Consider the following 17,488-nt stretch of genomic DNA (forward strand, 5'->3'; position numbering starts at 1 on the left):
GGCTTCAGGGCCGGAGACGTATCCCAGAAGTGATCGACAAGCGCTAATCGTAATTGGGTCTCAAGAAAAGGAGCCGCCATGTCTGACGTCAGCTTCCACCGCCTGTCATCCCTCAGTGTCGATCAGCGGGCCAGTTTACTGAGACGCGCCGAGGGAGATCTGTCTTCCTTCATCGAAAATGTCCGTCCAATCATCCAGGCCGTCAAGGATGAAGGTGACGCGGCCTTGCTCCGGTTTGCACGCGAGCTCGACAAAGCCGATGTTGCCGACGGTGGACTGAAAGTTTCGGAAGCGGAGTTCGACGCGGCATTCGACAAGGTCGACAAAGATGTCGTGGAAAGTATCCGGTTCGGCATCGAGAACATAAGGCATTTCCACGAGGAGCAGCGCCCGGAAACGATGTGGCTCAAGGAAGTTCGGCCGGGCGCCTATGCGGGTGACCGATACACACCAATCGCTTCGGTCGCGCTTTATGTTCCGCGCGGCAAAGGCGCCTTCCCTTCGGTGACGATGATGACGTCGGTTCCGGCGGTGATTGCCGGGGTTCCCCAGATCGCGATCGTGACGCCTGCGACTTCGGACGGTTCCGTCGACGCCGCGACGCTGGTTGCTGCCCGCATTGCCGGCGTGGAGACCGTGTACAAATGCGGCGGCGCCCATGCGGTCGCCGCCGTCGCCTATGGAACCGAGACCGTGAAGCCTGCCGTCAAGATCGTCGGGCCGGGGAGCCCGTGGGTGGTGGCGGCAAAGAGCGTGTTGTCCCCGATCATCAACACAGGTCTCCCCGCCGGTCCATCCGAAGCGATCATCTTTGCCGATGACAGCGTCGACGGCGGCCTGGCTGCTCTTGACCTGTTGATCGAGGCCGAGCACGGGCCGGATTCCTCGGCCTACCTGGTGACGCACAGCCGCAAGGTCGCCAAAGCCGCGTTGATTGCGATACCGGAACACTGGTCCCGGATGAGCGAACAGCGTGTGGAGTTCTCACGCGCGGTGCTGACTGGAAAGCGCGGCGGCATCGTCCTGACCGAGTCGCTGGAGGACAGCTACCGCTTCATCAACGACTATGCGCCGGAGCACCTCGAGATTCTGTCAACGGAGCCATTTGCGCATCTCGGACGCATCACAGAAGCCGCCGAGATCCTCATGGGACCGCATACGCCGGTGACCCTCGCCAACTTCGTCCTCGGACCCAATGCGGTGCTGCCGACCAGCCGGTGGGCGCGAACCTTTGGACCGCTTTCCGTGACGGATTTCGTCAAGAGATCGTCGGTCGGCTATGTGACCTCGGTGGCCTATCCGGAACTCGCCCTGCATGCCCGCAGGCTCGCGCGCTACGAAGGGTTCAGCTCGCATGAGAACGCGGTTTCGGAGATCCGCGATCGCTATCTCGCCGGCTGAGCGGAACGATGACGATGAGGGCGGCGCGACTCCATGGACCCGGCGACCTGCGCGTCGAGGATATCGCCGTGCCGGGAGCTCCCGAGCCAGGCTGGGTGAAGCTGAGGGTCGATGCCGCAGGTATTTGCGGTTCCGATCTTCACAACTTCCGCACGGGCCAATGGATAAGCCGATCGCCTTCGACGGCTGGCCATGAGCTGACAGGCACGGTGATCGCCATCGGCGAGGGCGTGGACACCGTCACCGTTGGCGACCGAGTGGTCGCCGATTCCCGTTTCTGGTGTGGAGAGTGCGCGCAATGCCATGCAGGCAGGCGGCATCTTTGCACGTCGCTGGGCTTCGTCGGCGAGATATGCGACGGCGGATTTGCCGAACAGGCGGTCCTGCCCGCACGCCTGCTGCATATCATCGATGCCGCGCTTGACGAACGGGTCGCGGCGATGGCCGAGCCGCTGGCTGTCGCGTTGCACGCAGTGCGGCGTCTGCCGAAAACGGCCGGCTCCGTTCTTGTCGTCGGCTGTGGGACTATCGGCGGGCTTGCCGCACTGCTGCTTTCCCGGACATTCGCCGGTACCGTGCTCGTCGCCGACCGCAATCAGGGCCGCTGCGCCCGGGTGGCGCGGGTGACCGGCGCCAGCATCGTCGATTTGAACCGGGACACCATTGCCGCCGCCACTGCGGGTGCCCCCTTGCTTGCTGCCGTCGAAGCGACCGGCAGCGTCGCAGCACTCAGCCAGTTGCTCGGCGTTCTCGATGCCGGCGGCACTGTTGCGATGGTCGGCATATTCCACGGCCGCCTCGATATCGATCCCAACATCCTGGTTGAACGCGAAATCGCATTGCTGGGATGCCACGCCTTCGCCGATGAGCTTCCCGACGCCATCCGGATGCTCGGCGAATTGACCGAGCCCATGGTCGAACTGATCGACCGCGAGATCGGCCTGGATGATGTTCCCGCGGCCTATGAGCGGCTGTTGGCGGGGCAGGGCGACGGTTTGAAAACAATCATCCGGATGCGGTCTGCCGGGCGCGTGTGATTTCCGAACGTTGCCGGAAAGGATTTTGAAATGATCACTTTGCCCGACACCGCCAGCCCTCTTTACGAGAAGGTCAAGGACTACATCCTGACGAACATCGGAACCGGGCGATGGAGCAAGGACCGCAAGCTGCCGTCCGAAAATGAATTCGTGGCGACACTCGGCGTGTCTCGGATGACGGTCCATCGTGCCTTGCGGGAGTTGACCTCTGCGGGTTTTCTGATCCGGCTCCAGGGCGTCGGCACATTCATCGCGCCACCTCGACCGCAATCCGCACTGATCGAGATCAACAACATCGCGGCGGAAATTGTCGCGCGGGGAAACAGGCATCGTTCCGAGGTTATCGTCCTCGAAAAGATCACGCCGACAAAGGAGCTCGCGCTTTCTTTCGAGTTCGCAAAACGCGCGTCGGTCTATCATTCCATCGTCGTCAACTTCGAGAACGACCTGCCTGTGCAACTGGAAGAGCGCTTCGTCAACCCGGGCCTGATACCCGACTATGACAAGCAGGACTTTTCCAGGACAGCGACCTACGACTATCTCATGCAGAAAACCCCGGTGACGGAGGTCGAGCACATCATCTCGGCGACCCCTGCCGATGCCGAGACGGCGCGGTATCTGGGCATCGACGTCGGCAGCTGCTGCCTGTTCCTGCATCGCCGGACATGGACCGGCGCCGTCGTTGCCACGATCAGCAAGCTGACTTACGTTGGCAGCCGCTACTCGCTTGGCAGTCGGTATTCTCCGTCCAAAAAAACCTGATCGCAGTGAAGCGAATCAGAGTCGGAAGGAGGGGTCTAACTTGTATATGCATGTATGTATTTAGCCTTGACATCCGCCGTTGCTGACGTTGAAGTGTCGTCGCACTTTCGTTGAACGGACAGCTAAGATGCCGAGGCACGGTGCCGCAAGAGCAGAAGCCCGCATTCTCACCAGGCCGGATGTTTGGTTCAAAAAAGCGGCCTGATCATCAAGGGGAACAAGATGATGCGTAACCTAGCAGGACAATTTCGGGCACTCGTTATGGCCGCTGCCGTCGGGTTTGCCCCGGCGGCCTACGCGGCCGACACGACGATTCCGGCGACGCCCGAGGCAGGAACATTCAAGATCGGCATCGAGCCATGGCTTGGCTATGGCCAGTGGCACGTCGCCGAGGCCAAGGGCCTGTTCAAGGCAAGCGGGCTGTCGGACGTGCAGATCGTGAACTTCGCCGAGGACAAGGACATCAACGCGGCCCTGGCCAGCGGCCAACTCGATGCCGCCAATATCGCGACCCACACGGCTATGGGCATGGTTGCGGCCGGCCTGCCGGTGAAGATCGTGCTTCTGCTCGACGTCAGCATGACTGCAGACGCCATGATCGCCGGCAAGGACATCGCCTCCGTCGCCGACCTCAAGGGCAAACAGGTCGCTTTCGAGGAAGGCACGACGAGCGACATCCTGCTCAAATACGCGCTCGCCAAGAACGGCATGTCCATCGCCGATGTCCAGCCGGTTCCAATGCCGGCGGCGGATGCCGGCAGTGCGTTGATCGCCGGCCAGGTTCCGGTCGCGGTGACCTATGAGCCCTATCTCACCGCGGCCAGGGCACAGAACAAGGATGTCAAGCTGCTCTTCACCGCAGGCGAAGATCCCGGCCTGATCAGCGACGTGTTTGTGGTGCGCGATGAGGTGATCAAGTCGCGTCCCGGCCAGGTGCTTGCCATGATCAAGACCTGGGATGCGGCCCTGAAGGCTTACAATGCCGACACGCCCGACGGCCGGGCGATCATCTCCAAGGCGGTCGGTTCGAGCGTCGAAGACCTCAACACCGCCTTTGATGGCGTGCGTTACTATACTCTCGCCGAAAACAAGGATGCGCTGACGGGCGAATTCTCCACCAAGATATTCGCCGACGTCGAGGCGGCCGCCAAGAACGCCGGGCTGCTTCAGGCGGACGTGACGCCGGAGCAGATGATCGACCCGTCATTCGTCAAGGCCGCGAAATGACGAGGGCCGGCTCGCGGTGGTGACGCAAATGTCCGAGCAGCGTGCGACCAAGCCAAGCCCGTCTCACGCAGTGCCGGGGCCGGTAATCAAACAGCCGATGCGCCGTCGCCGATCCTCCGGGATCGTCGCGCCCATCGCACGCTCGCGCTTCCTGATGATAGCAGTGGCGGTTTTTGCCGGCCTCGGCCTTGCCTGGTGGGCGGCAACGGGGCTGGGGCTGGTAAAGCCGATTTTCCTGCCCTCGCCGGGGAGCGTGGTGACCCAGCTCGGCAAGCTCTCGGCTGACGGCACGCTGTGGCTGGATCTCAGGACCTCGATATACCGTATTTCTGTTGGCTTCCTCATCGCCTCGGCATTGGCGATTCCGATCGGCGTGCTGATCGGCAGCTTCAGGACCTGGGAAGCGGCGATCGAGCCGCTTGTGGATTTCATCCGCTACATGCCGGTGGTCGCTTTCGTGCCCCTCTCCATCCTGTGGTCGGGGACGGGCGATGCCCAGAAGTTCCTGATCATCTTCATCGGCACCTTCTTCCAGCAGGTGCTGATGATCATGGACAATGTAAAACGGGTTCCCGCTGATTTCATCGGCCTTGGCAGGACGCTCGGCCTGCCGGATCGCAGGATCCTGACGCGCATCGTGGTTCCCAGCGCCTTGCCAGGCATCTGGGATACGTTGCGCATCAGTCTCGGCTGGGCATGGACCTGGCTGGTGTTGGCGGAACTTGTCGCGGCGACATCAGGCCTCGGCTACCGCATCACCGTGTCCCAGCGCTATTTCCAGACAAACACCATCATCGGCTACATCCTGTTGCTGGGCGTGCTTGGCCTCATCACCGACCAGGTCATGAAGGCACTGGGAAAAGTGCTGTTCCGGCAGGAGGGTCACGTGCAATGAGGCCGGGCCGATGAGTTTGCCCAAACTGCGGATCGAGGGTCTCCACAAGAGCTTCGGCACGGGCGCGCGGCGCACGGAAGTGCTGCGCGATATCAATCTCGATCTTGCCGACAACGAGTTCGTCTCGCTGGTGGGCACGTCGGGTTGCGGCAAGAGCACGCTGCTGTCGATCGTTGCCGGACTGCAGGATTTCGACGCGGGAGATCTTGCCATCGATGGCGCGCCGATCCTGCAGCCGGGCCTCGACCGCGGCGTCGTCTTCCAGTCCTACACCCTGCTTCCCTGGCTGACGGCGCAGCAGAATATCGAGTTCGCGCTCAAGGCCGCGGGTCATGATCGCGCGACCTGCCGCAGGATAGCACGCGAGCATCTCGATTTGGTCAAGCTCCCTCACAGCGCCAATCGCTATCCGTCGGAGCTTTCGGGCGGCATGAAGCAACGGGTGGCCATAGCGCGTGCCCTTTCCTATCGACCCAAAATGCTTCTGATGGACGAGCCCTTTGGCGCGCTCGATGCCTTGACCAGGCATCAGATGCAGGAACTCCTGACGCAGATCTGGGAGGAGCACAGGCTCACCGTGCTCTTCGTCACCCATGATGTGGAAGAAGCCGTCTACCTGTCGGACCGCATCGTCGTGATGGGGATCGGCCCGGGACGCATCATGCAGACCTTCAATGTCGACATTGAGCGCCCGCGCCGGGAGGAGGTCATGGAAACCCGGGCCTTCATGGATTTGCAGCGCAGCGTGCACAAGGCGATCCGCGAGGCCTCAAAACGTCCCGAAATGGTTTAGGCGCCATTCAATTTACTTACAATTGGCGACCTGCGTTGCGCCAATCCCGATATCGCGCCATCGCGATCCCTGACCAGGGCAGCCGCGATCGGCGTCTTTCTCCTCAACCTCGAAAAAATTTGCAGGACAATGTCGATTTCCTAAACTCTGTTCGTCGTTTCGATGCCGGCCGGTGAGGCCGGCTCAACAAGGAGACAGACGATGCGTGTGATGGTGCTCGTGAAGGCTACCGAGGATAGCGAAAAGGGCTTTGTCCCCACGCCCGAGGCGAAGGAGGCGATGGAGGCGATGGGCAGGTTTAACGACGAGCTGCGCAATGCCGGCATCTTGCTCGACGCCGACGGCCTCAAGCCCTCCTCGCAGGGCAAGCGCGTTGCGTTCGATGGTCCACGCCGGACAGTCATCGACGGGCCTTTCGCCGAGACCCGCGAACTGGTCGCCGGCTTTTGGCTCTGGGAAGTCAAGGACATGGACGAGGCGGTCGCCTGGGTGAAGCGCTGCCCCAATCCCATGCCGGGACCGAGCGAGATTGAGATCCGGCCGCTGTACGAGATGGCTGATTGGCAATGGGAATCTGACGCCGGAGGTCACGGAAATCCATGACCGGGAGCGCGAGAAGCGCAGCGGCAACTGAACCTGTCGGCCGCAACCTGCTTGCCTCCCTTATGGCTTTGGCCGACAAGGCAGCATGACTGCAGGCGAGACACACCAGGCGATCGAAGCGACTTTTCGCATTGAACGGGCCCGGCTCATCGCGGGTCTGGTCCGTCTCGTGCGCAATGTCGACCTTGCGGAGGAACTGGCGCAGGACGCCCTGGTCATTGCCCTGTCCGAGTGGCCCAGGACCGGCGTTCCGGCCAATCCCGGCGCTTGGCTGATGACAGTCGCCAAACACCGCGCCATCGACGCGATCCGTCGCGACAAGATGCGCGAGCGCAAGCATGAGGAGATCGCGCGGGAGCTGGACGGCGAGTGCGACGGTACGGCCGAGGGAAACGAAATGGCGATGAACGAAGATCTTGGCGACGAGCTGCTGGGCCTCATCTTCACAGCCTGCCACCCCATACTTTCGGCCGACGCCCGCGCGGCGCTCACGCTGCGTGTCATCGGCGGCCTGACGACGGACGAGATCGCCCGCGCTTTCCTGTCGAGCGAGGTGACGATCGCCCAGCGCATCGTCCGCGCAAAGAGGACGATCGGAAAGGCCGGGCTCAGCTTCGAGGTGCCGCGCGGCGCCGAGCGTGCGGTGCGTCTGTCCTCGGTGCTGGAGGTCATCTATCTTATCTTCAATGAAGGCTATGCCGCCACGGCAGGCGACGACCTTGTTCGGCCGAGCCTGTGCCTGGAGGCACAACGGCTGGGCCGCATGCTGGCGGGTCTGATGCCCGAGAATGCCGAGGTGTTCGGCCTGCTGGCTCTGATGGAAATCCAGGCATCGCGATTGCCGGCACGCATCGGGCCGGACGGCGCCCTCTTGACCCTGACCGAGCAAAACCGCGCACGCTGGGACCAACTGCTGATCCGGCGAGGCCTTGACGCGCTGGCCTGCGCCGACGCTCTCGGGGGCGAGGGCCCCTACGTGTTGCAGGCCGCGCTTGCAGCCTGTCACGCGCGGGCGCGCAGTCCGGGCGATACCGATTGGCCCCGCATCGCAGCGCTCTACGACCGGCTGCGTGCAGTGATGCCCTCGCCGGTGGTCGATCTCAATCGAGCGGTCGCCCACAGCATGGCTTTCGGGCCCGAAGCGGGCCTGCAGCTGGTAGACGAGATTGCCGACGCCGCCGCATTGCGCAATTATGCGCCATTGCCGGCAGCGAGGGGCGATTTTCTTTTTCGGGCCGGCCGGCTGGCCGAGGCCCGCGCCGAATTCGAGGCTGCGGCCAAGCTCACCCGCAACGTGCGCGAGGCGGCCTTTCTCCTCGCCCGCGCAGACGCTTGTGGTTGACAGCATCGCTCTCTGTGCCCGAAGCGCCGCTCGGCAAGGCCGGAAGCCGCCATTCGCTCCCGGCCAGCTCCCTTCAGTGAGCGTGATCAACTCGCAACGCGAAAGGGATTAATGATGCGCAAGCCGTCGTCGAGCACCATTGCGTGCTGCATGTCCTCTGACCAAAGTGTGTCGCAGCCAGCGTGAATCGCTGCGGAAGCGATCATAGCGTCATAGGTGGAAAGGCCGTACCGCTCGGCGAGCCTCAATCCTGTTTCGTGGGTCTCGAGGGTAACCGGATGAACCGTCAACAGGCCGCGCAGCATGGTCAGCAGCGCATGCGTGTCGTCCCATGACATTTGCATCTTCCGACGCGCGACATTGGTGAGTTCGTTGAGAACCTGCACGCTGATCGCCCCGCCAGTAGCGATGACCGCCTCGGCCCGATCCGCCTTCGCCGTATCGCCTGACGCGATGTAAAGAAGGACATTGGTATCGAAAAAACTAACGGGCATTTGCCTCGTCTCGATCGAATTTGAAGTCAGCGGGAAGCCGACCGCGGAAGGCGCGGAGACGCTTCAGCAACTCTTCGCGCCCGGGCTTTCGCGCGACGCCAAGCTGGCGGGTGTCAGCGACATGGATTTCGATCTCATCGCCTTCCCTGAGTTCAAGCGCTTCGACCACAGCGGCGGGAAGGCGGACCGCAAGACTGTTTCCCCATTTGGCGACCTGCATGCCACTTCCTCCATTAGATATACGCTGCAAGAAATGTATATCCAGAAGTCGTCAACGTCAAGAATTGCAGCAATCGGTTTATTCATTTTGAAGGAGGAGCCTTGATCATGCCAGCAACTGCGTCGGCACGCCGAGTATCGGTCCTGCCTCGGCGAGCCGCTGGTCGAGGGTCCACACCGTGGCGCCATGCTCCGATGCCGTCGCGAGGTGCAGGGCGTCGCCAGCACGAAGCGCGAGGATATGCTGATCGGCGAATTTCGCGGCGACCCGAAAATGCCCGCCCGTCACCGGCAGCATGGTGAAGCTCTCAGCGACCAGCTTATTGAACATCGCGAGCGCTGCTGCGCGCTGCTCCAGGTCGATCTGTCCGGTCCGAAGCTTGATCGCCATGGCGGATGACATCTCGGTCATGGTCCAATCGCTGATCACAAGTTGCGCTGGGTCCTGCTCCGCCAGCCAGCCCTGAACGCGCGCGGTCATGGCTTCGTTGGATAGCGCCGCGACGATCAGCGAAGTATCGAGATAGAACATCAATAGCGATCGCCATCTCGCATCGATCGCACCAGATCGGCGGCAGCCTGGGCCTGCAGAGGCATGGTTGCGGTCAGGGATTGGAGCAGGACGGCGTCGATCCGTTTGCGAGGGCGGGCCACGGCCGTGAGCCTGGCGACCGGCTTGCCACGCCGGGTTATGTCGATCGAGTCTCCAGCCTCGACCCGGTCGACGAGCTCACTCAGATGTGCCTTGGCGTCCGCCAGATTGACCGCGTCCATGTCACGCTCCTGACCATGTAGATGGTCATGTAGCGCATAACACGTGACAATTCCAGTGCAGAGCACAGCGAATAAGCAACTGGCTGCGTGAGCGAACCAGGTGACTAACGAGAATTATGCCGCTTCGCGCTTGACTCATACATATCCCGGTGGTTATACATCGATCAATAGCCGAAGGGTTATCGATCTCAATGCCAAACGCTCACGATGTGCTGTTCAGAACGCTTGCCGATCCGACTCGGCGCGCTATTTTTGAGCGACTGTGTCGCGAAGGAGAGCAGACGGTCGGGGCTCTGACGGCTCAGGCCGGGATCTCGCAACCGGCCGTGTCGAAGCATCTCGGCGTTTTGAGGCAGGCGGGGCTAGTGCGCGACCGCCATGCAGGACGGCAGACCCATTATAGTGCGCAACTTGCTGCGCTTGCCCCCTTGCTCGACTGGACGAGCCAGATGACCGGATTCTGGCAGAGCCGGTTCGACGACCTCGAAGACCTGCTCAAAAGGATGGACCAGTGAACCGAACGTCGACCGAAACACTCTCCGTCGTTGTCGAAAGGGAAATCGCTTATCCGCCCGAGAAGATCTGGCGCGCACTCACGCAACCACACTTGATCGAGGAGTGGCTCATGAAAAATGACTTCAAACCTGTCGCGAACCACCGCTTCAATCTTCACGCAGCCTGGGGCTCCGTCGAGTGTCAGGTGCAGACGGTCGAGCCGAACAGAACGCTGACTTACACATGGGATACCAAGGATCTCAAGAGTGTCGTCTCCTGGACCCTCACCCCCACGAGCACCGGAGCCCGCTTGCGCATGGAACAGTCGGGCTTCCGGCCGGATCAGCAGCCTTACTTCCGGGGTGCCAAAGTCGGCTGGCCGAGGTTCTTTGACGATCTGGAGCAGGTTCTGGCGCGGACGGACTGAGATCCGCGGGCGCTATTCAAGCAGGGGGCTCTGTTACAGAGCGGCAGATGGCGGGCGATAATGGAGGCAAGCCAATGAAGATCAAGTTGACCAAAGTATACGTGGATGACCAGGAAAAGGCTCTGGATTTCTACACCGAAACGCTCGGCTTTACAAAAAGGGCCGATTTCAGCAATGGGCCGTTTCGCTGGCTGACCGTCGCATCACCCGACGAGCCGGACGGGACCGAGCTGCAACTCGCGCTCAATGACAACCCGGCTGCAAAAGCCTACCAGCAAGCCATTTTCCAGCAGGGCCAGCCCGCGGTCATGTTCTTCACCGAAAACGTCAAGAGCGATTACGAGCGCATCAAAGCGCGCGGCGCCGAGTTCACGATGCCGCCGACCGAAGTAACCGGCTCGATCATCGCCCAGCTGAACGACAACTGCGGCAATCTCGTTCAAATCACCCAGCTGGCGCGCTGGTAAGGCAAGCGTTCAGTGGCGTGGCTCCCTGGCGAGAGCCGCCAAACGGGCCGCCCGATCCGCTCGGTTCGTCTTCAGAGGAGGTCTCAATGGATTGGAACAAATGGGTTCGGCAGATCCACCGCTGGCTGTCGATTATCTTTGCGGCGGTCGTCGCCGCCATCTTCATCAGCCTGGGAGTAGGCAAGGAACCCGCCTACTGGGTGTACCTCTTGCCGCTGTTTCCACTCGGCTTGCTCCTGCTTACCGGTCTGTACATGTTCGTGCTGCCTTACGCTCCCAAGTGGCGCCACGCCGGGGGCACCGGCGCATTGGAGTGAATGCATGGCCGACAAGACGTCCATCAAGTCAGCGGCGGTCGTGAAGAAGCCCGCCGCAAAGCCTACAGCGGCCAAGCCTGCAGCCGCCAAGCCGGTCCTCCTCGCAGGCGGCAACCCGCAGATCCCGAAGGGTGATGGTGACGCTCCTGTGCAGGCCTACATCGCGGCCATGCCGGGCTGGAAACGCGACGTCGGGCGCCGCCTCGACGCACTCGTCGAGCGCAACGTTCCCAACCTGCGCAAGGCCGTCGAATGGAACTCGCCCTTCTATGGCGTAGAGGGTCAAGGCTGGTTCCTCAGCTTCCATTGCTTCACAAAGTACATCAAGCTGGCTTTCCTCCGCGGCGCGTCGCTGCGTCCCGTCCCACCCGGCGAGTCCAAGCACAAGGACGTACGCTACCTCGACATCCGCGAGGACGACCAGCTCGACGAAGCTCAACTCACCGACTGGGTAAAGCAAGCCAGCCAGTTGCCTGGCGAGCGAATGTGAGTGGGAATGCCAGTCATCCCGGCAAACCCGGTGCCGACTAGCGGTATTCATGTGACGGGCGAGCGGCAACAACCCTAGGGAAAGCGACAATGATGATGAAGAGTGGCTCGATGGAAGGAAATGCAGAGAGCTCTCCCTCTCAGCTGATCGATGCGAGGATCAGTGAGCTGGGCGATTGGCGAGGCAAGACGCTTTCCCATGTCCGCGCTCTCGTCAAGCAGGCTGACCCGGAAGTGGTCGAGGAGTGGAAGTGGCGAGGCGTTCCGGTGTGGTCGCACGCCGGAATAATCTGCACCGGCGAGACCTACAAGAGCGTCGTGAAAGTGACCTTCGCAAAGGGCGCCTCGCTGCCGGACCCTTCAGGCCTGTTCAACTCCAGCCTCGAAGGCAACACCAGGCGCGCCATCGATATCCGTGAGGGCGAAGACATAGATGAGAATGCGTTCAAGGCGCTGATACGCGCTGCTGCCGCCCTGAACACGGCCCGATAGTCAGCTCCGGCCGATATGGTCGGCTAGCGGGCCGAGAGCGGCGAGCAAAGCTTCGCCGGTGGCTTGCGTCGCGTTCTCATGCGGCGCGCGCAGGTTCAGCCAGCGTCTGTCGCCGGACCGTACCGCCAGCACTGCCTTCATCGCAGCGATGAGGCCGGCGTCCTGGATGATTTTGCGGAACGCCTTGATGGCGGCATCCGCGTCAGTAATGTCCTCTCCCGCCAGCGTTGCGTCGTAGAGGGCCCGGATCGCTGCCGCATTCAGATTGACCGTCGCCGAGATGCACCCCGCAGCACCGTTGGCGAGGCCTTTCGTCAGCTGTGCTTCCGAGCTCGGAAACACCGCGACCCTTGGGGCTGCCGCAATGACCGCCGCGGTGTTGTTCCAATCGCCGGCGCTGTCCTTGTAAGCTACCACGACATGCGGAAACGCTTCGCTCAGCCGGGCGGTCAGCGCCGGGCTCACCGGTACGCCGGAATTCTGCGGGATGTGGTAGAGGATCATCCTCATCGCCGGCTTCGCCACCCGTTCGATCAGCTCGCCATAGTAGCGGGCCTGGCCGTTGTCGCCGGCGGCCGTATAGAAGAACGACGGCAGCACCATCACCCCGGCACAGCCGAGACCGACCGCATGCGCCGTCAGCTCGACGGTTTCGGCAAGTGCTGTGACACCGGTGCCGGGCATCAGACGGCTTGGCGAAATACCGGCCTCGACCAGCCACTCCAGCGCTTGCATGCGCTCGCGCAACGAGACGGACAAGGCCTCGCCCGTGGTGCCGAACGGCGACAGGAAATGCGCTCCCTGATCCAGCACCCACTTGGCGTGTGATATCCAGAGGTCGCGGGCAATACGGCCGTCGTTTTCAAACGGCGTCAGGATCGGTGCGATGGTTCCTTGTGGGCGGATCATGTGCGTCCTTCTACGGGTGAAAATCGGTGCTGTGCTCAAAGCCGGCATCAAGAATGTCGAGCAAGCTACATGAAGCAATGTTGCTGAGTACCGGCCGTTCGGCCTCGAAAGCAAGCGGCTCGCGCATAGGCGCGCGATTGTGATCGGGCGGCGGTTCTGAGGCTCTCGAGGTAAATCCTTGTCACGGGAGAACCTCGTCCGGCCGAAAGGGGGGTGACAAACGAGTTCTGCTGTTTCATCAATGCCGCCTTTTGAGGAGAAGCCCATGCGGAGGATCGGTGTCGGCATTATCGGCTGCGGCAACATTTCGGATGCCTACCTGAAGGCATCGCCACAATTCCCGGTGCTCGATATTGTCGGCGTTGCCGACATCAACCCTACGGCGGCCGAGGCCAAGGCAGCGGCCTACGGCCTGGCTGCCATGCCGGTCGACGCGCTGTTGGCCGATCCGCGCGTCGAGATCGTGCTCAACCTGACGACGCCGCAGCATCATGTGCCGGTCGGCTTGCAAGCTGTCGGGCAAGGCAAGCACGTTTACTCCGAGAAACCGCTGGCGACGACGCTCAGTGACGCCGAGCGGCTGGTCGCGGCCGCGCGCCAACAGGGCGTGCGCATCGGCTGCGCACCCGACACCTTTCTTGGGGCTCCCACCAGACGGCGCGGCGGCTGGTCGATGAGGATACGGTTGGGACCATCGTCGCCGGCTCTGCCTTCATGCAGGTGCCCGGCCACGAACTCTGGCATCCCAATCCGGATTTCTACTATCAGCCTGGCGGTGGGCCAATGCTCGACATGGGACCGTACTATCTGACCTGCCTGGTCAATCTCCTGGGTCCGGTAAAATCGGTGACCGGGCAGGCGAAGTCATCCTACGCCACCCGCACCATCGGTTCTGGACCGCGCCAGGGCGAAACCATCCGGGTCGAGATGCCGACCCATATTTCCGGCCTGCTCGCATTCGAGAATGGCGCCGCGGTCTCGATCACCACCAGCTTCGACGTCTGGAAGCATGAACACAATCACATCGAACTTTACGGAACCACGGGCTCGATGATCGTCTCCGATCCCAACCAGTTCCAGGGCGACATCAGGACCAGCCAGCGCAAGGGCGACTGGACGGTGGCCGATCAGATCCATTCCTATGGCGACGGCAACTACCGGGGCCTCGGCCTTGCCGACATGGCGCAGGCGATCGTCTCCGGCAGGCAACACCGCGCCAGTCTCGATCTTTCCCTCCATGTCCTGGAAATCATGGAATCGATCATCTCTTCAGCAGAGACAGGGCAGCGTGTCGATCTCAGATATGGCTGCGCCCGGCCGGCACCGATGCGCGCCGACCTGCCTTTCGGAATTCTGGGATAGGGAATAATGCAATGAGCAAGACGGCACTGATTTTCTGGGGCGGCTGGGAAGGTCACACCCCGGCCCGAAGCGCCGAAATCGTCAAGGAGATGCTGGCCGGCAACGGCTTCGACGTGCAGCTGGAGCGGGGGACTTCAGCGCTTGCCGATCCGCAGCTGGGTAAGCTCGATCTCATTGTCCCGGTGATCACCATGTCGACCATCGAAAAGCCGGAGCTGCAAAACCTGACCAGCGCCGTCGGGGCCGGCACCGGCCTTGCGGGCTTTCACGGCACCATGTGCGACAGCTTCCGCAACGAACCGGAATATCAATTCATGACCGGCGGCCAGTGGGTCGCCCACCCCGGCAACATCATCGACTATCGCGTCGACATCACCAGGCCAGACGATCGGGTCATGCAGGGCATCGACGGCTTCGCCTACCGTTCGGAGCAGTATTACATGCATGTCGATCCGACCAACGAGGTGCTGGCGACGACTACTTTCACCGGCGAACATCTCGATTTCATCGCCGGCGTCGTCATGCCGGTCGTCTGGAAGCGCCGCTACGGCAAGGGCCGCGTCTTCTACAGCGCGCTCGGCCACACCGCCGACGAGTTCGCCGTGCCGCAAATGCGCACGATGTTCGAACGCGGCGCGATTTGGGCCAGCCGAAACTCGGACCTTGCGTAGCCGTTCAATCTGAACGCCACGTATCGTTGTAATCTTTTAAAGGGCGGCCACCCGGACGCCGACACAGGCACTGGACTGCAATTGACTGCCATGGTAGCATCCAATACACCACGGTCATCGGAAAATTCCGCAGCTGGAGGTCGAATGGAGCAGACGTGGCGATGGTTTGGCCCGAGCGACGCGGCAACGCTTGCCCACGCGAGGCAGGCCGGCGCGACCGGCATAGTGACGGCATTGCACGACATCCCTTACGGCGAAGTGTGGCCGATCGACGCCATCAGGCAGCGTCAGGCGCTTATCGAGGCGGATCCGGCGATGGGCCTGAAATGGAGCGTCGTCGAGAGCGTCCCCGTGCACGAGGACATCAAGCTCGGCCGCGGCGATCTCGACCGGCTCTACGACAATTTCAGGCAGACCTTACGCAATCTCGGCGCCTGCGGTGTGCGCACGGTCTGCTACAACTTCATGCTGATCCTCGACTGGACCCGGACCGACCTAGCTGCGCCGCTGGCGGGCGGCGGACGGGCGCTCCGCATGAACATGCACGAGCTTGCCGCGTTCGATTTCTACATGCTGCAGCGCAAGGGATCGGAGCGCGACTATGCGTCCGATGTTCTCCAGCGGGCGAGCGAATGGTTCGAGACGACGCCGGATACGTCAAAAGAGCGTCTGCTCGCCAACATCATGGCCGGCCTGCCGGGCGCCTTCAAGCGCTACGACATAGCAGAATTGCGCGATGTGGTGGCCGAGCAGTCGAGCCTGTCGCACGACCGGCTGCGCGAGAACCTTGTCCGTTTTCTCGAAAACGTGCTGCCGGCGGCCGAAGAGGCGGGCGTCACGTTGGCGATTCACCCGGACGATCCGCCGCGCGATCTCGTCGGCCTGTGCCGCATCGTCAAGAACGCGGACGACATCGCCTTTATCCTGGACGCAGTGCCATCGGCTAATAGCGGCCTTACCTTGTGCACGGGGTCGCTGGGCGCCAACCCGGCCAATGACGTGCCCGCCATCGCCAGGCGCTTTGCGCACAAGATAAACTTCGTGCATCTGCGCAACGTCAGCAAGGACCCGGACGGCTCGTTCATGGAATCCGAGCATCTGAGCGGCGATGTCGACATGGTGTCGGTGGTCTCGATCTTGCTCGACGAGCAGCAACGCCGCCGCGACGCCGGCGAACCGGCGGCGCTGCTGCCGTTTCGTCCGGATCATGGCCACGAGCTGATCGATGATGCCGCGCGGCACACCCATCCCGGCTACCCCGTGATCGGCCGTCTTCGCGGCCTTGCCGAATTGAGAGGCGTGATGACGGCGATTGCCCATCAGCGCGGCTACCGGCTGCAATGACGGCGCCCCGCCTGCTCTGCGTCGGCGCGCTCACCTACGACACGATCTTGCGCCTCGATGTCCTGCCCTCCGGCGCCGGCAAGTTCCTGCCAAGCGAGGCCGTGCAGATCGCGGCCGGCATGGCAGCAAGCGCCGCCGCGTCGGCCAGCCGCCAGGGCGGGCAGGTCTGGCTATGGGCAAGCGTCGGCGACGATGCCGTCGGCCGCGATGTCATCGGCCAGATGGAGGCGGAGCGGGTCGACTGTTCGCTGGTGCGCAGGGTTGAAGGCGGCCGCTCGGCCATTGCCACGATCCTGGTTGATGCCGCCGGCGAGCGTATGATTGTCCCGTTCTACGATGCCGTCACGCAAGCCGATCCGGACCGTCTTCCGCCGGCGGATTTTTCCCGCTTCGACGCCGTGCTGGTCGACGTCCGCTGGCCCGGAGCCGCCGCCCTGGCGCTGGCGAAAGCTCGTGAATACGGCATTCCGGCGATCCTTGACGCCGATGTCGCATCGCGACCGGTGCTCGACCGGCTGCTGCCGCTCGCCTCGCATATCGTTGCTTCACTGCCTGCGGCACGCATCCTGTGCGGCCCGGAGATATCCGCCGGTTCTGCCGTCGCCATTCTCGGCGAACGGATCGGCGCCTTCGTGGCCGTCACCGATGGGGCGAACGGCACCGCGTTCCGGCACCCGGGCAGCAACGTCCGTCATCTGCCATCGCCGCGGGTCGAAGCCGTCGACACCCTGGCGGCAGGCGACGTGTTTCACGGCACCTTCGCTCTCGGTCTGGCCGAAGGTTGGGACGAAGAGCGCGCCATAGCAGTGGCCAGCGCCGCCGCCGCCCTGAAATGCCTGCGCTTTGGCGGACGTCTTGGCGCACCGACGCGCGCGGAAACGCTGGCTTTCATGCAAGGATCGACATGATGCCGAACACGCTTGGGCCGGCTCGGTGGAAAGAGCACGTCAAGTGGCGCCGATCGACTA

Annotated in this window: 22 protein-coding genes and 1 pseudogene; 18 read left to right on the forward strand and 5 right to left on the reverse strand. The window is 62.5% G+C overall.

All coding sequences use genetic code 11. From position 1 onward, the window contains the following. Positions 1–78: 78 nt before the first annotated feature. The 8 genes from hisD (at position 79) to AC0L2X_RS00140 (ending at position 8,060) form a co-directional block, all read left to right on the forward strand. Positions 79–1,401: a histidinol dehydrogenase gene (hisD, locus tag AC0L2X_RS00105; protein WP_473552785.1), complete on the forward strand. Its 1,323-nt coding sequence runs from the start codon at positions 79–81 to the stop codon at positions 1,399–1,401. A 14-nt stretch (positions 1,402–1,415) separates the two neighbouring features. Then, a complete protein-coding gene (locus tag AC0L2X_RS00110; protein WP_473552787.1) occupies positions 1,416–2,438 on the forward strand; it encodes a zinc-dependent alcohol dehydrogenase in 1,023 nt (340 codons plus the stop codon). Between the two features lie 30 nt (positions 2,439–2,468). Beyond that, positions 2,469–3,200, forward strand: a complete 732-nt coding sequence (hutC, locus tag AC0L2X_RS00115; RefSeq protein WP_473552790.1) for a histidine utilization repressor — start codon at positions 2,469–2,471, stop codon at positions 3,198–3,200. 225 nt (positions 3,201–3,425) lie between these two features. Next, positions 3,426–4,427, forward strand: a complete 1,002-nt coding sequence (locus AC0L2X_RS00120) for an ABC transporter substrate-binding protein (RefSeq protein ID WP_352709013.1) — start codon at positions 3,426–3,428, stop codon at positions 4,425–4,427. 97 nt (positions 4,428–4,524) lie between these two features. Next, complete coding sequence (locus tag AC0L2X_RS00125) at positions 4,525–5,322, forward strand: ABC transporter permease (protein ID WP_473599245.1); 798 nt, start codon at positions 4,525–4,527, stop codon at positions 5,320–5,322. Between the two features lie 10 nt (positions 5,323–5,332). Continuing rightward, a complete protein-coding gene (locus tag AC0L2X_RS00130; protein WP_352488420.1) occupies positions 5,333–6,115 on the forward strand; it encodes an ABC transporter ATP-binding protein in 783 nt (260 codons plus the stop codon). A 201-nt stretch (positions 6,116–6,316) separates the two neighbouring features. Then, positions 6,317–6,718: a YciI family protein gene (locus AC0L2X_RS00135; protein ID WP_051406115.1), complete on the forward strand. Its 402-nt coding sequence runs from the start codon at positions 6,317–6,319 to the stop codon at positions 6,716–6,718. 85 nt (positions 6,719–6,803) lie between these two features. After that, positions 6,804–8,060 (forward strand): RNA polymerase sigma factor, encoded by a 1,257-nt coding sequence (locus AC0L2X_RS00140; protein WP_473599220.1) that lies wholly within the window; start codon positions 6,804–6,806, stop codon positions 8,058–8,060. Between the two features lie 86 nt (positions 8,061–8,146). Here the strand turns inward: AC0L2X_RS00140 and AC0L2X_RS00145 are convergent, their stop codons facing one another. The 4 genes from AC0L2X_RS00145 to AC0L2X_RS00160 all read right to left on the reverse strand — a co-directional run bounded on the left by AC0L2X_RS00145 (position 8,147) and on the right by AC0L2X_RS00160 (position 9,547). Next, a complete protein-coding gene (locus AC0L2X_RS00145; RefSeq protein ID WP_473552797.1) occupies positions 8,147–8,554 on the reverse strand; it encodes a PIN domain-containing protein in 408 nt (135 codons plus the stop codon). Continuing rightward, positions 8,544–8,774 (reverse strand): AbrB/MazE/SpoVT family DNA-binding domain-containing protein, encoded by a 231-nt coding sequence (locus AC0L2X_RS00150; protein ID WP_473552799.1) that lies wholly within the window; start codon positions 8,772–8,774, stop codon positions 8,544–8,546. The genes AC0L2X_RS00145 and AC0L2X_RS00150 overlap by 11 nt, the downstream gene beginning before the upstream one ends. A gap of 105 nt (positions 8,775–8,879) precedes the next feature. Next, positions 8,880–9,305 carry a type II toxin-antitoxin system VapC family toxin gene (locus AC0L2X_RS00155; protein WP_473552801.1) on the reverse strand — a complete coding sequence of 142 codons (426 nt, stop codon included), beginning with the start codon at positions 9,303–9,305 and terminating at the stop codon, positions 8,880–8,882. Next, entirely contained in the window at positions 9,305–9,547 is a 243-nt protein-coding gene (locus AC0L2X_RS00160) for a type II toxin-antitoxin system Phd/YefM family antitoxin (RefSeq protein WP_352468031.1), read from the reverse strand. Before AC0L2X_RS00160 ends, AC0L2X_RS00155 begins: the two co-directional genes overlap by 1 nt. Before the next feature lie 191 nt (positions 9,548–9,738). Between AC0L2X_RS00160 and AC0L2X_RS00165 the strand changes: the two genes are divergently transcribed. The 6 genes from AC0L2X_RS00165 (at position 9,739) to AC0L2X_RS00190 (ending at position 12,234) form a co-directional block, all read left to right on the forward strand. Beyond that, complete coding sequence (locus AC0L2X_RS00165; RefSeq protein WP_352488427.1) at positions 9,739–10,062, forward strand: ArsR/SmtB family transcription factor; 324 nt, start codon at positions 9,739–9,741, stop codon at positions 10,060–10,062. Next, positions 10,059–10,469 carry an SRPBCC family protein gene (locus tag AC0L2X_RS00170; protein WP_352669793.1) on the forward strand — a complete coding sequence of 137 codons (411 nt, stop codon included), beginning with the start codon at positions 10,059–10,061 and terminating at the stop codon, positions 10,467–10,469. The genes AC0L2X_RS00165 and AC0L2X_RS00170 overlap by 4 nt, the downstream gene beginning before the upstream one ends. 74 nt (positions 10,470–10,543) lie before the next feature. Next, positions 10,544–10,936 carry a VOC family protein gene (locus AC0L2X_RS00175; protein WP_473553656.1) on the forward strand — a complete coding sequence of 131 codons (393 nt, stop codon included), beginning with the start codon at positions 10,544–10,546 and terminating at the stop codon, positions 10,934–10,936. Between the two features lie 86 nt (positions 10,937–11,022). Continuing rightward, positions 11,023–11,253, forward strand: a complete 231-nt coding sequence (locus tag AC0L2X_RS00180) for a hypothetical protein (protein WP_473552803.1) — start codon at positions 11,023–11,025, stop codon at positions 11,251–11,253. A gap of 4 nt (positions 11,254–11,257) precedes the next feature. After that, the gene (locus AC0L2X_RS00185; RefSeq protein ID WP_473552805.1) at positions 11,258–11,743 is read left to right on the forward strand and encodes a DUF1801 domain-containing protein; all 486 of its coding nucleotides are present in this window, start codon (positions 11,258–11,260) and stop codon (positions 11,741–11,743) included. Between the two features lie 92 nt (positions 11,744–11,835). After that, complete coding sequence (locus tag AC0L2X_RS00190; protein ID WP_352488582.1) at positions 11,836–12,234, forward strand: DUF1801 domain-containing protein; 399 nt, start codon at positions 11,836–11,838, stop codon at positions 12,232–12,234. Here the strand turns inward: AC0L2X_RS00190 and AC0L2X_RS00195 are convergent, their stop codons facing one another. Further along, positions 12,235–13,143, reverse strand: a complete 909-nt coding sequence (locus AC0L2X_RS00195; RefSeq protein ID WP_473552808.1) for a dihydrodipicolinate synthase family protein — start codon at positions 13,141–13,143, stop codon at positions 12,235–12,237. Between the two features lie 265 nt (positions 13,144–13,408). On the opposite strand from AC0L2X_RS00195, the pseudogene AC0L2X_RS00200 reads away from it, so the two are divergent. The 4 genes and pseudogenes from AC0L2X_RS00200 to AC0L2X_RS00215 all read left to right on the forward strand — a co-directional run bounded on the left by AC0L2X_RS00200 (position 13,409) and on the right by AC0L2X_RS00215 (position 17,428). After that, a pseudogene (locus AC0L2X_RS00200) lies at positions 13,409–14,505 on the forward strand (Gfo/Idh/MocA family protein). Between the two features lie 11 nt (positions 14,506–14,516). Next, a complete protein-coding gene (locus tag AC0L2X_RS00205) occupies positions 14,517–15,176 on the forward strand; it encodes a ThuA domain-containing protein (protein WP_473552810.1) in 660 nt (219 codons plus the stop codon). A gap of 144 nt (positions 15,177–15,320) precedes the next feature. Further along, complete coding sequence (uxuA, locus tag AC0L2X_RS00210; RefSeq protein ID WP_473552811.1) at positions 15,321–16,520, forward strand: mannonate dehydratase; 1,200 nt, start codon at positions 15,321–15,323, stop codon at positions 16,518–16,520. After that, the gene (locus AC0L2X_RS00215) at positions 16,517–17,428 is read left to right on the forward strand and encodes a PfkB family carbohydrate kinase (RefSeq protein ID WP_473552814.1); all 912 of its coding nucleotides are present in this window, start codon (positions 16,517–16,519) and stop codon (positions 17,426–17,428) included. The genes uxuA and AC0L2X_RS00215 overlap by 4 nt, the downstream gene beginning before the upstream one ends. Positions 17,429–17,488: the final 60 nt, after the last annotated feature.

The organism is Mesorhizobium sp. WSM4828 (genome assembly GCF_055811175.1).

What these genes read in the sequence shown, in the direction of transcription:
- AC0L2X_RS00150 (WP_473552799.1), bottom strand. Translation starts at nt 8,774, where the DNA reads ATGCAGGTCGCCAAATGGGGAAACAGTCTTGCGGTCCGCCTTCCCGCC.
- hutC (WP_473552790.1), top strand. Translation starts at nt 2,469, where the DNA reads ATGATCACTTTGCCCGACACCGCCAGCCCTCTTTACGAGAAGGTCAAG.
- AC0L2X_RS00205 (WP_473552810.1), top strand. Translation starts at nt 14,517, where the DNA reads ATGAGCAAGACGGCACTGATTTTCTGGGGCGGCTGGGAAGGTCACACC.
- AC0L2X_RS00165 (WP_352488427.1), top strand. Translation starts at nt 9,739, where the DNA reads ATGCCAAACGCTCACGATGTGCTGTTCAGAACGCTTGCCGATCCGACT.
- AC0L2X_RS00195 (WP_473552808.1), bottom strand. Translation starts at nt 13,143, where the DNA reads ATGATCCGCCCACAAGGAACCATCGCACCGATCCTGACGCCGTTTGAA.
- AC0L2X_RS00190 (WP_352488582.1), top strand. Translation starts at nt 11,836, where the DNA reads ATGATGAAGAGTGGCTCGATGGAAGGAAATGCAGAGAGCTCTCCCTCT.
- AC0L2X_RS00110 (WP_473552787.1), top strand. Translation starts at nt 1,416, where the DNA reads ATGAGGGCGGCGCGACTCCATGGACCCGGCGACCTGCGCGTCGAGGAT.
- AC0L2X_RS00185 (WP_473552805.1), top strand. Translation starts at nt 11,258, where the DNA reads ATGGCCGACAAGACGTCCATCAAGTCAGCGGCGGTCGTGAAGAAGCCC.
- AC0L2X_RS00140 (WP_473599220.1), top strand. Translation starts at nt 6,804, where the DNA reads ATGACTGCAGGCGAGACACACCAGGCGATCGAAGCGACTTTTCGCATT.
- AC0L2X_RS00130 (WP_352488420.1), top strand. Translation starts at nt 5,333, where the DNA reads ATGAGTTTGCCCAAACTGCGGATCGAGGGTCTCCACAAGAGCTTCGGC.
- AC0L2X_RS00120 (WP_352709013.1), top strand. Translation starts at nt 3,426, where the DNA reads ATGCGTAACCTAGCAGGACAATTTCGGGCACTCGTTATGGCCGCTGCC.
- AC0L2X_RS00125 (WP_473599245.1), top strand. Translation starts at nt 4,525, where the DNA reads ATGCGCCGTCGCCGATCCTCCGGGATCGTCGCGCCCATCGCACGCTCG.
- AC0L2X_RS00160 (WP_352468031.1), bottom strand. Translation starts at nt 9,547, where the DNA reads ATGGACGCGGTCAATCTGGCGGACGCCAAGGCACATCTGAGTGAGCTC.
- AC0L2X_RS00155 (WP_473552801.1), bottom strand. Translation starts at nt 9,305, where the DNA reads ATGTTCTATCTCGATACTTCGCTGATCGTCGCGGCGCTATCCAACGAA.
- AC0L2X_RS00145 (WP_473552797.1), bottom strand. Translation starts at nt 8,554, where the DNA reads ATGCCCGTTAGTTTTTTCGATACCAATGTCCTTCTTTACATCGCGTCA.
- AC0L2X_RS00215 (WP_473552814.1), top strand. Translation starts at nt 16,517, where the DNA reads ATGACGGCGCCCCGCCTGCTCTGCGTCGGCGCGCTCACCTACGACACG.
- uxuA (WP_473552811.1), top strand. Translation starts at nt 15,321, where the DNA reads ATGGAGCAGACGTGGCGATGGTTTGGCCCGAGCGACGCGGCAACGCTT.
- hisD (WP_473552785.1), top strand. Translation starts at nt 79, where the DNA reads ATGTCTGACGTCAGCTTCCACCGCCTGTCATCCCTCAGTGTCGATCAG.
- AC0L2X_RS00175 (WP_473553656.1), top strand. Translation starts at nt 10,544, where the DNA reads ATGAAGATCAAGTTGACCAAAGTATACGTGGATGACCAGGAAAAGGCT.
- AC0L2X_RS00135 (WP_051406115.1), top strand. Translation starts at nt 6,317, where the DNA reads ATGCGTGTGATGGTGCTCGTGAAGGCTACCGAGGATAGCGAAAAGGGC.
- AC0L2X_RS00180 (WP_473552803.1), top strand. Translation starts at nt 11,023, where the DNA reads ATGGATTGGAACAAATGGGTTCGGCAGATCCACCGCTGGCTGTCGATT.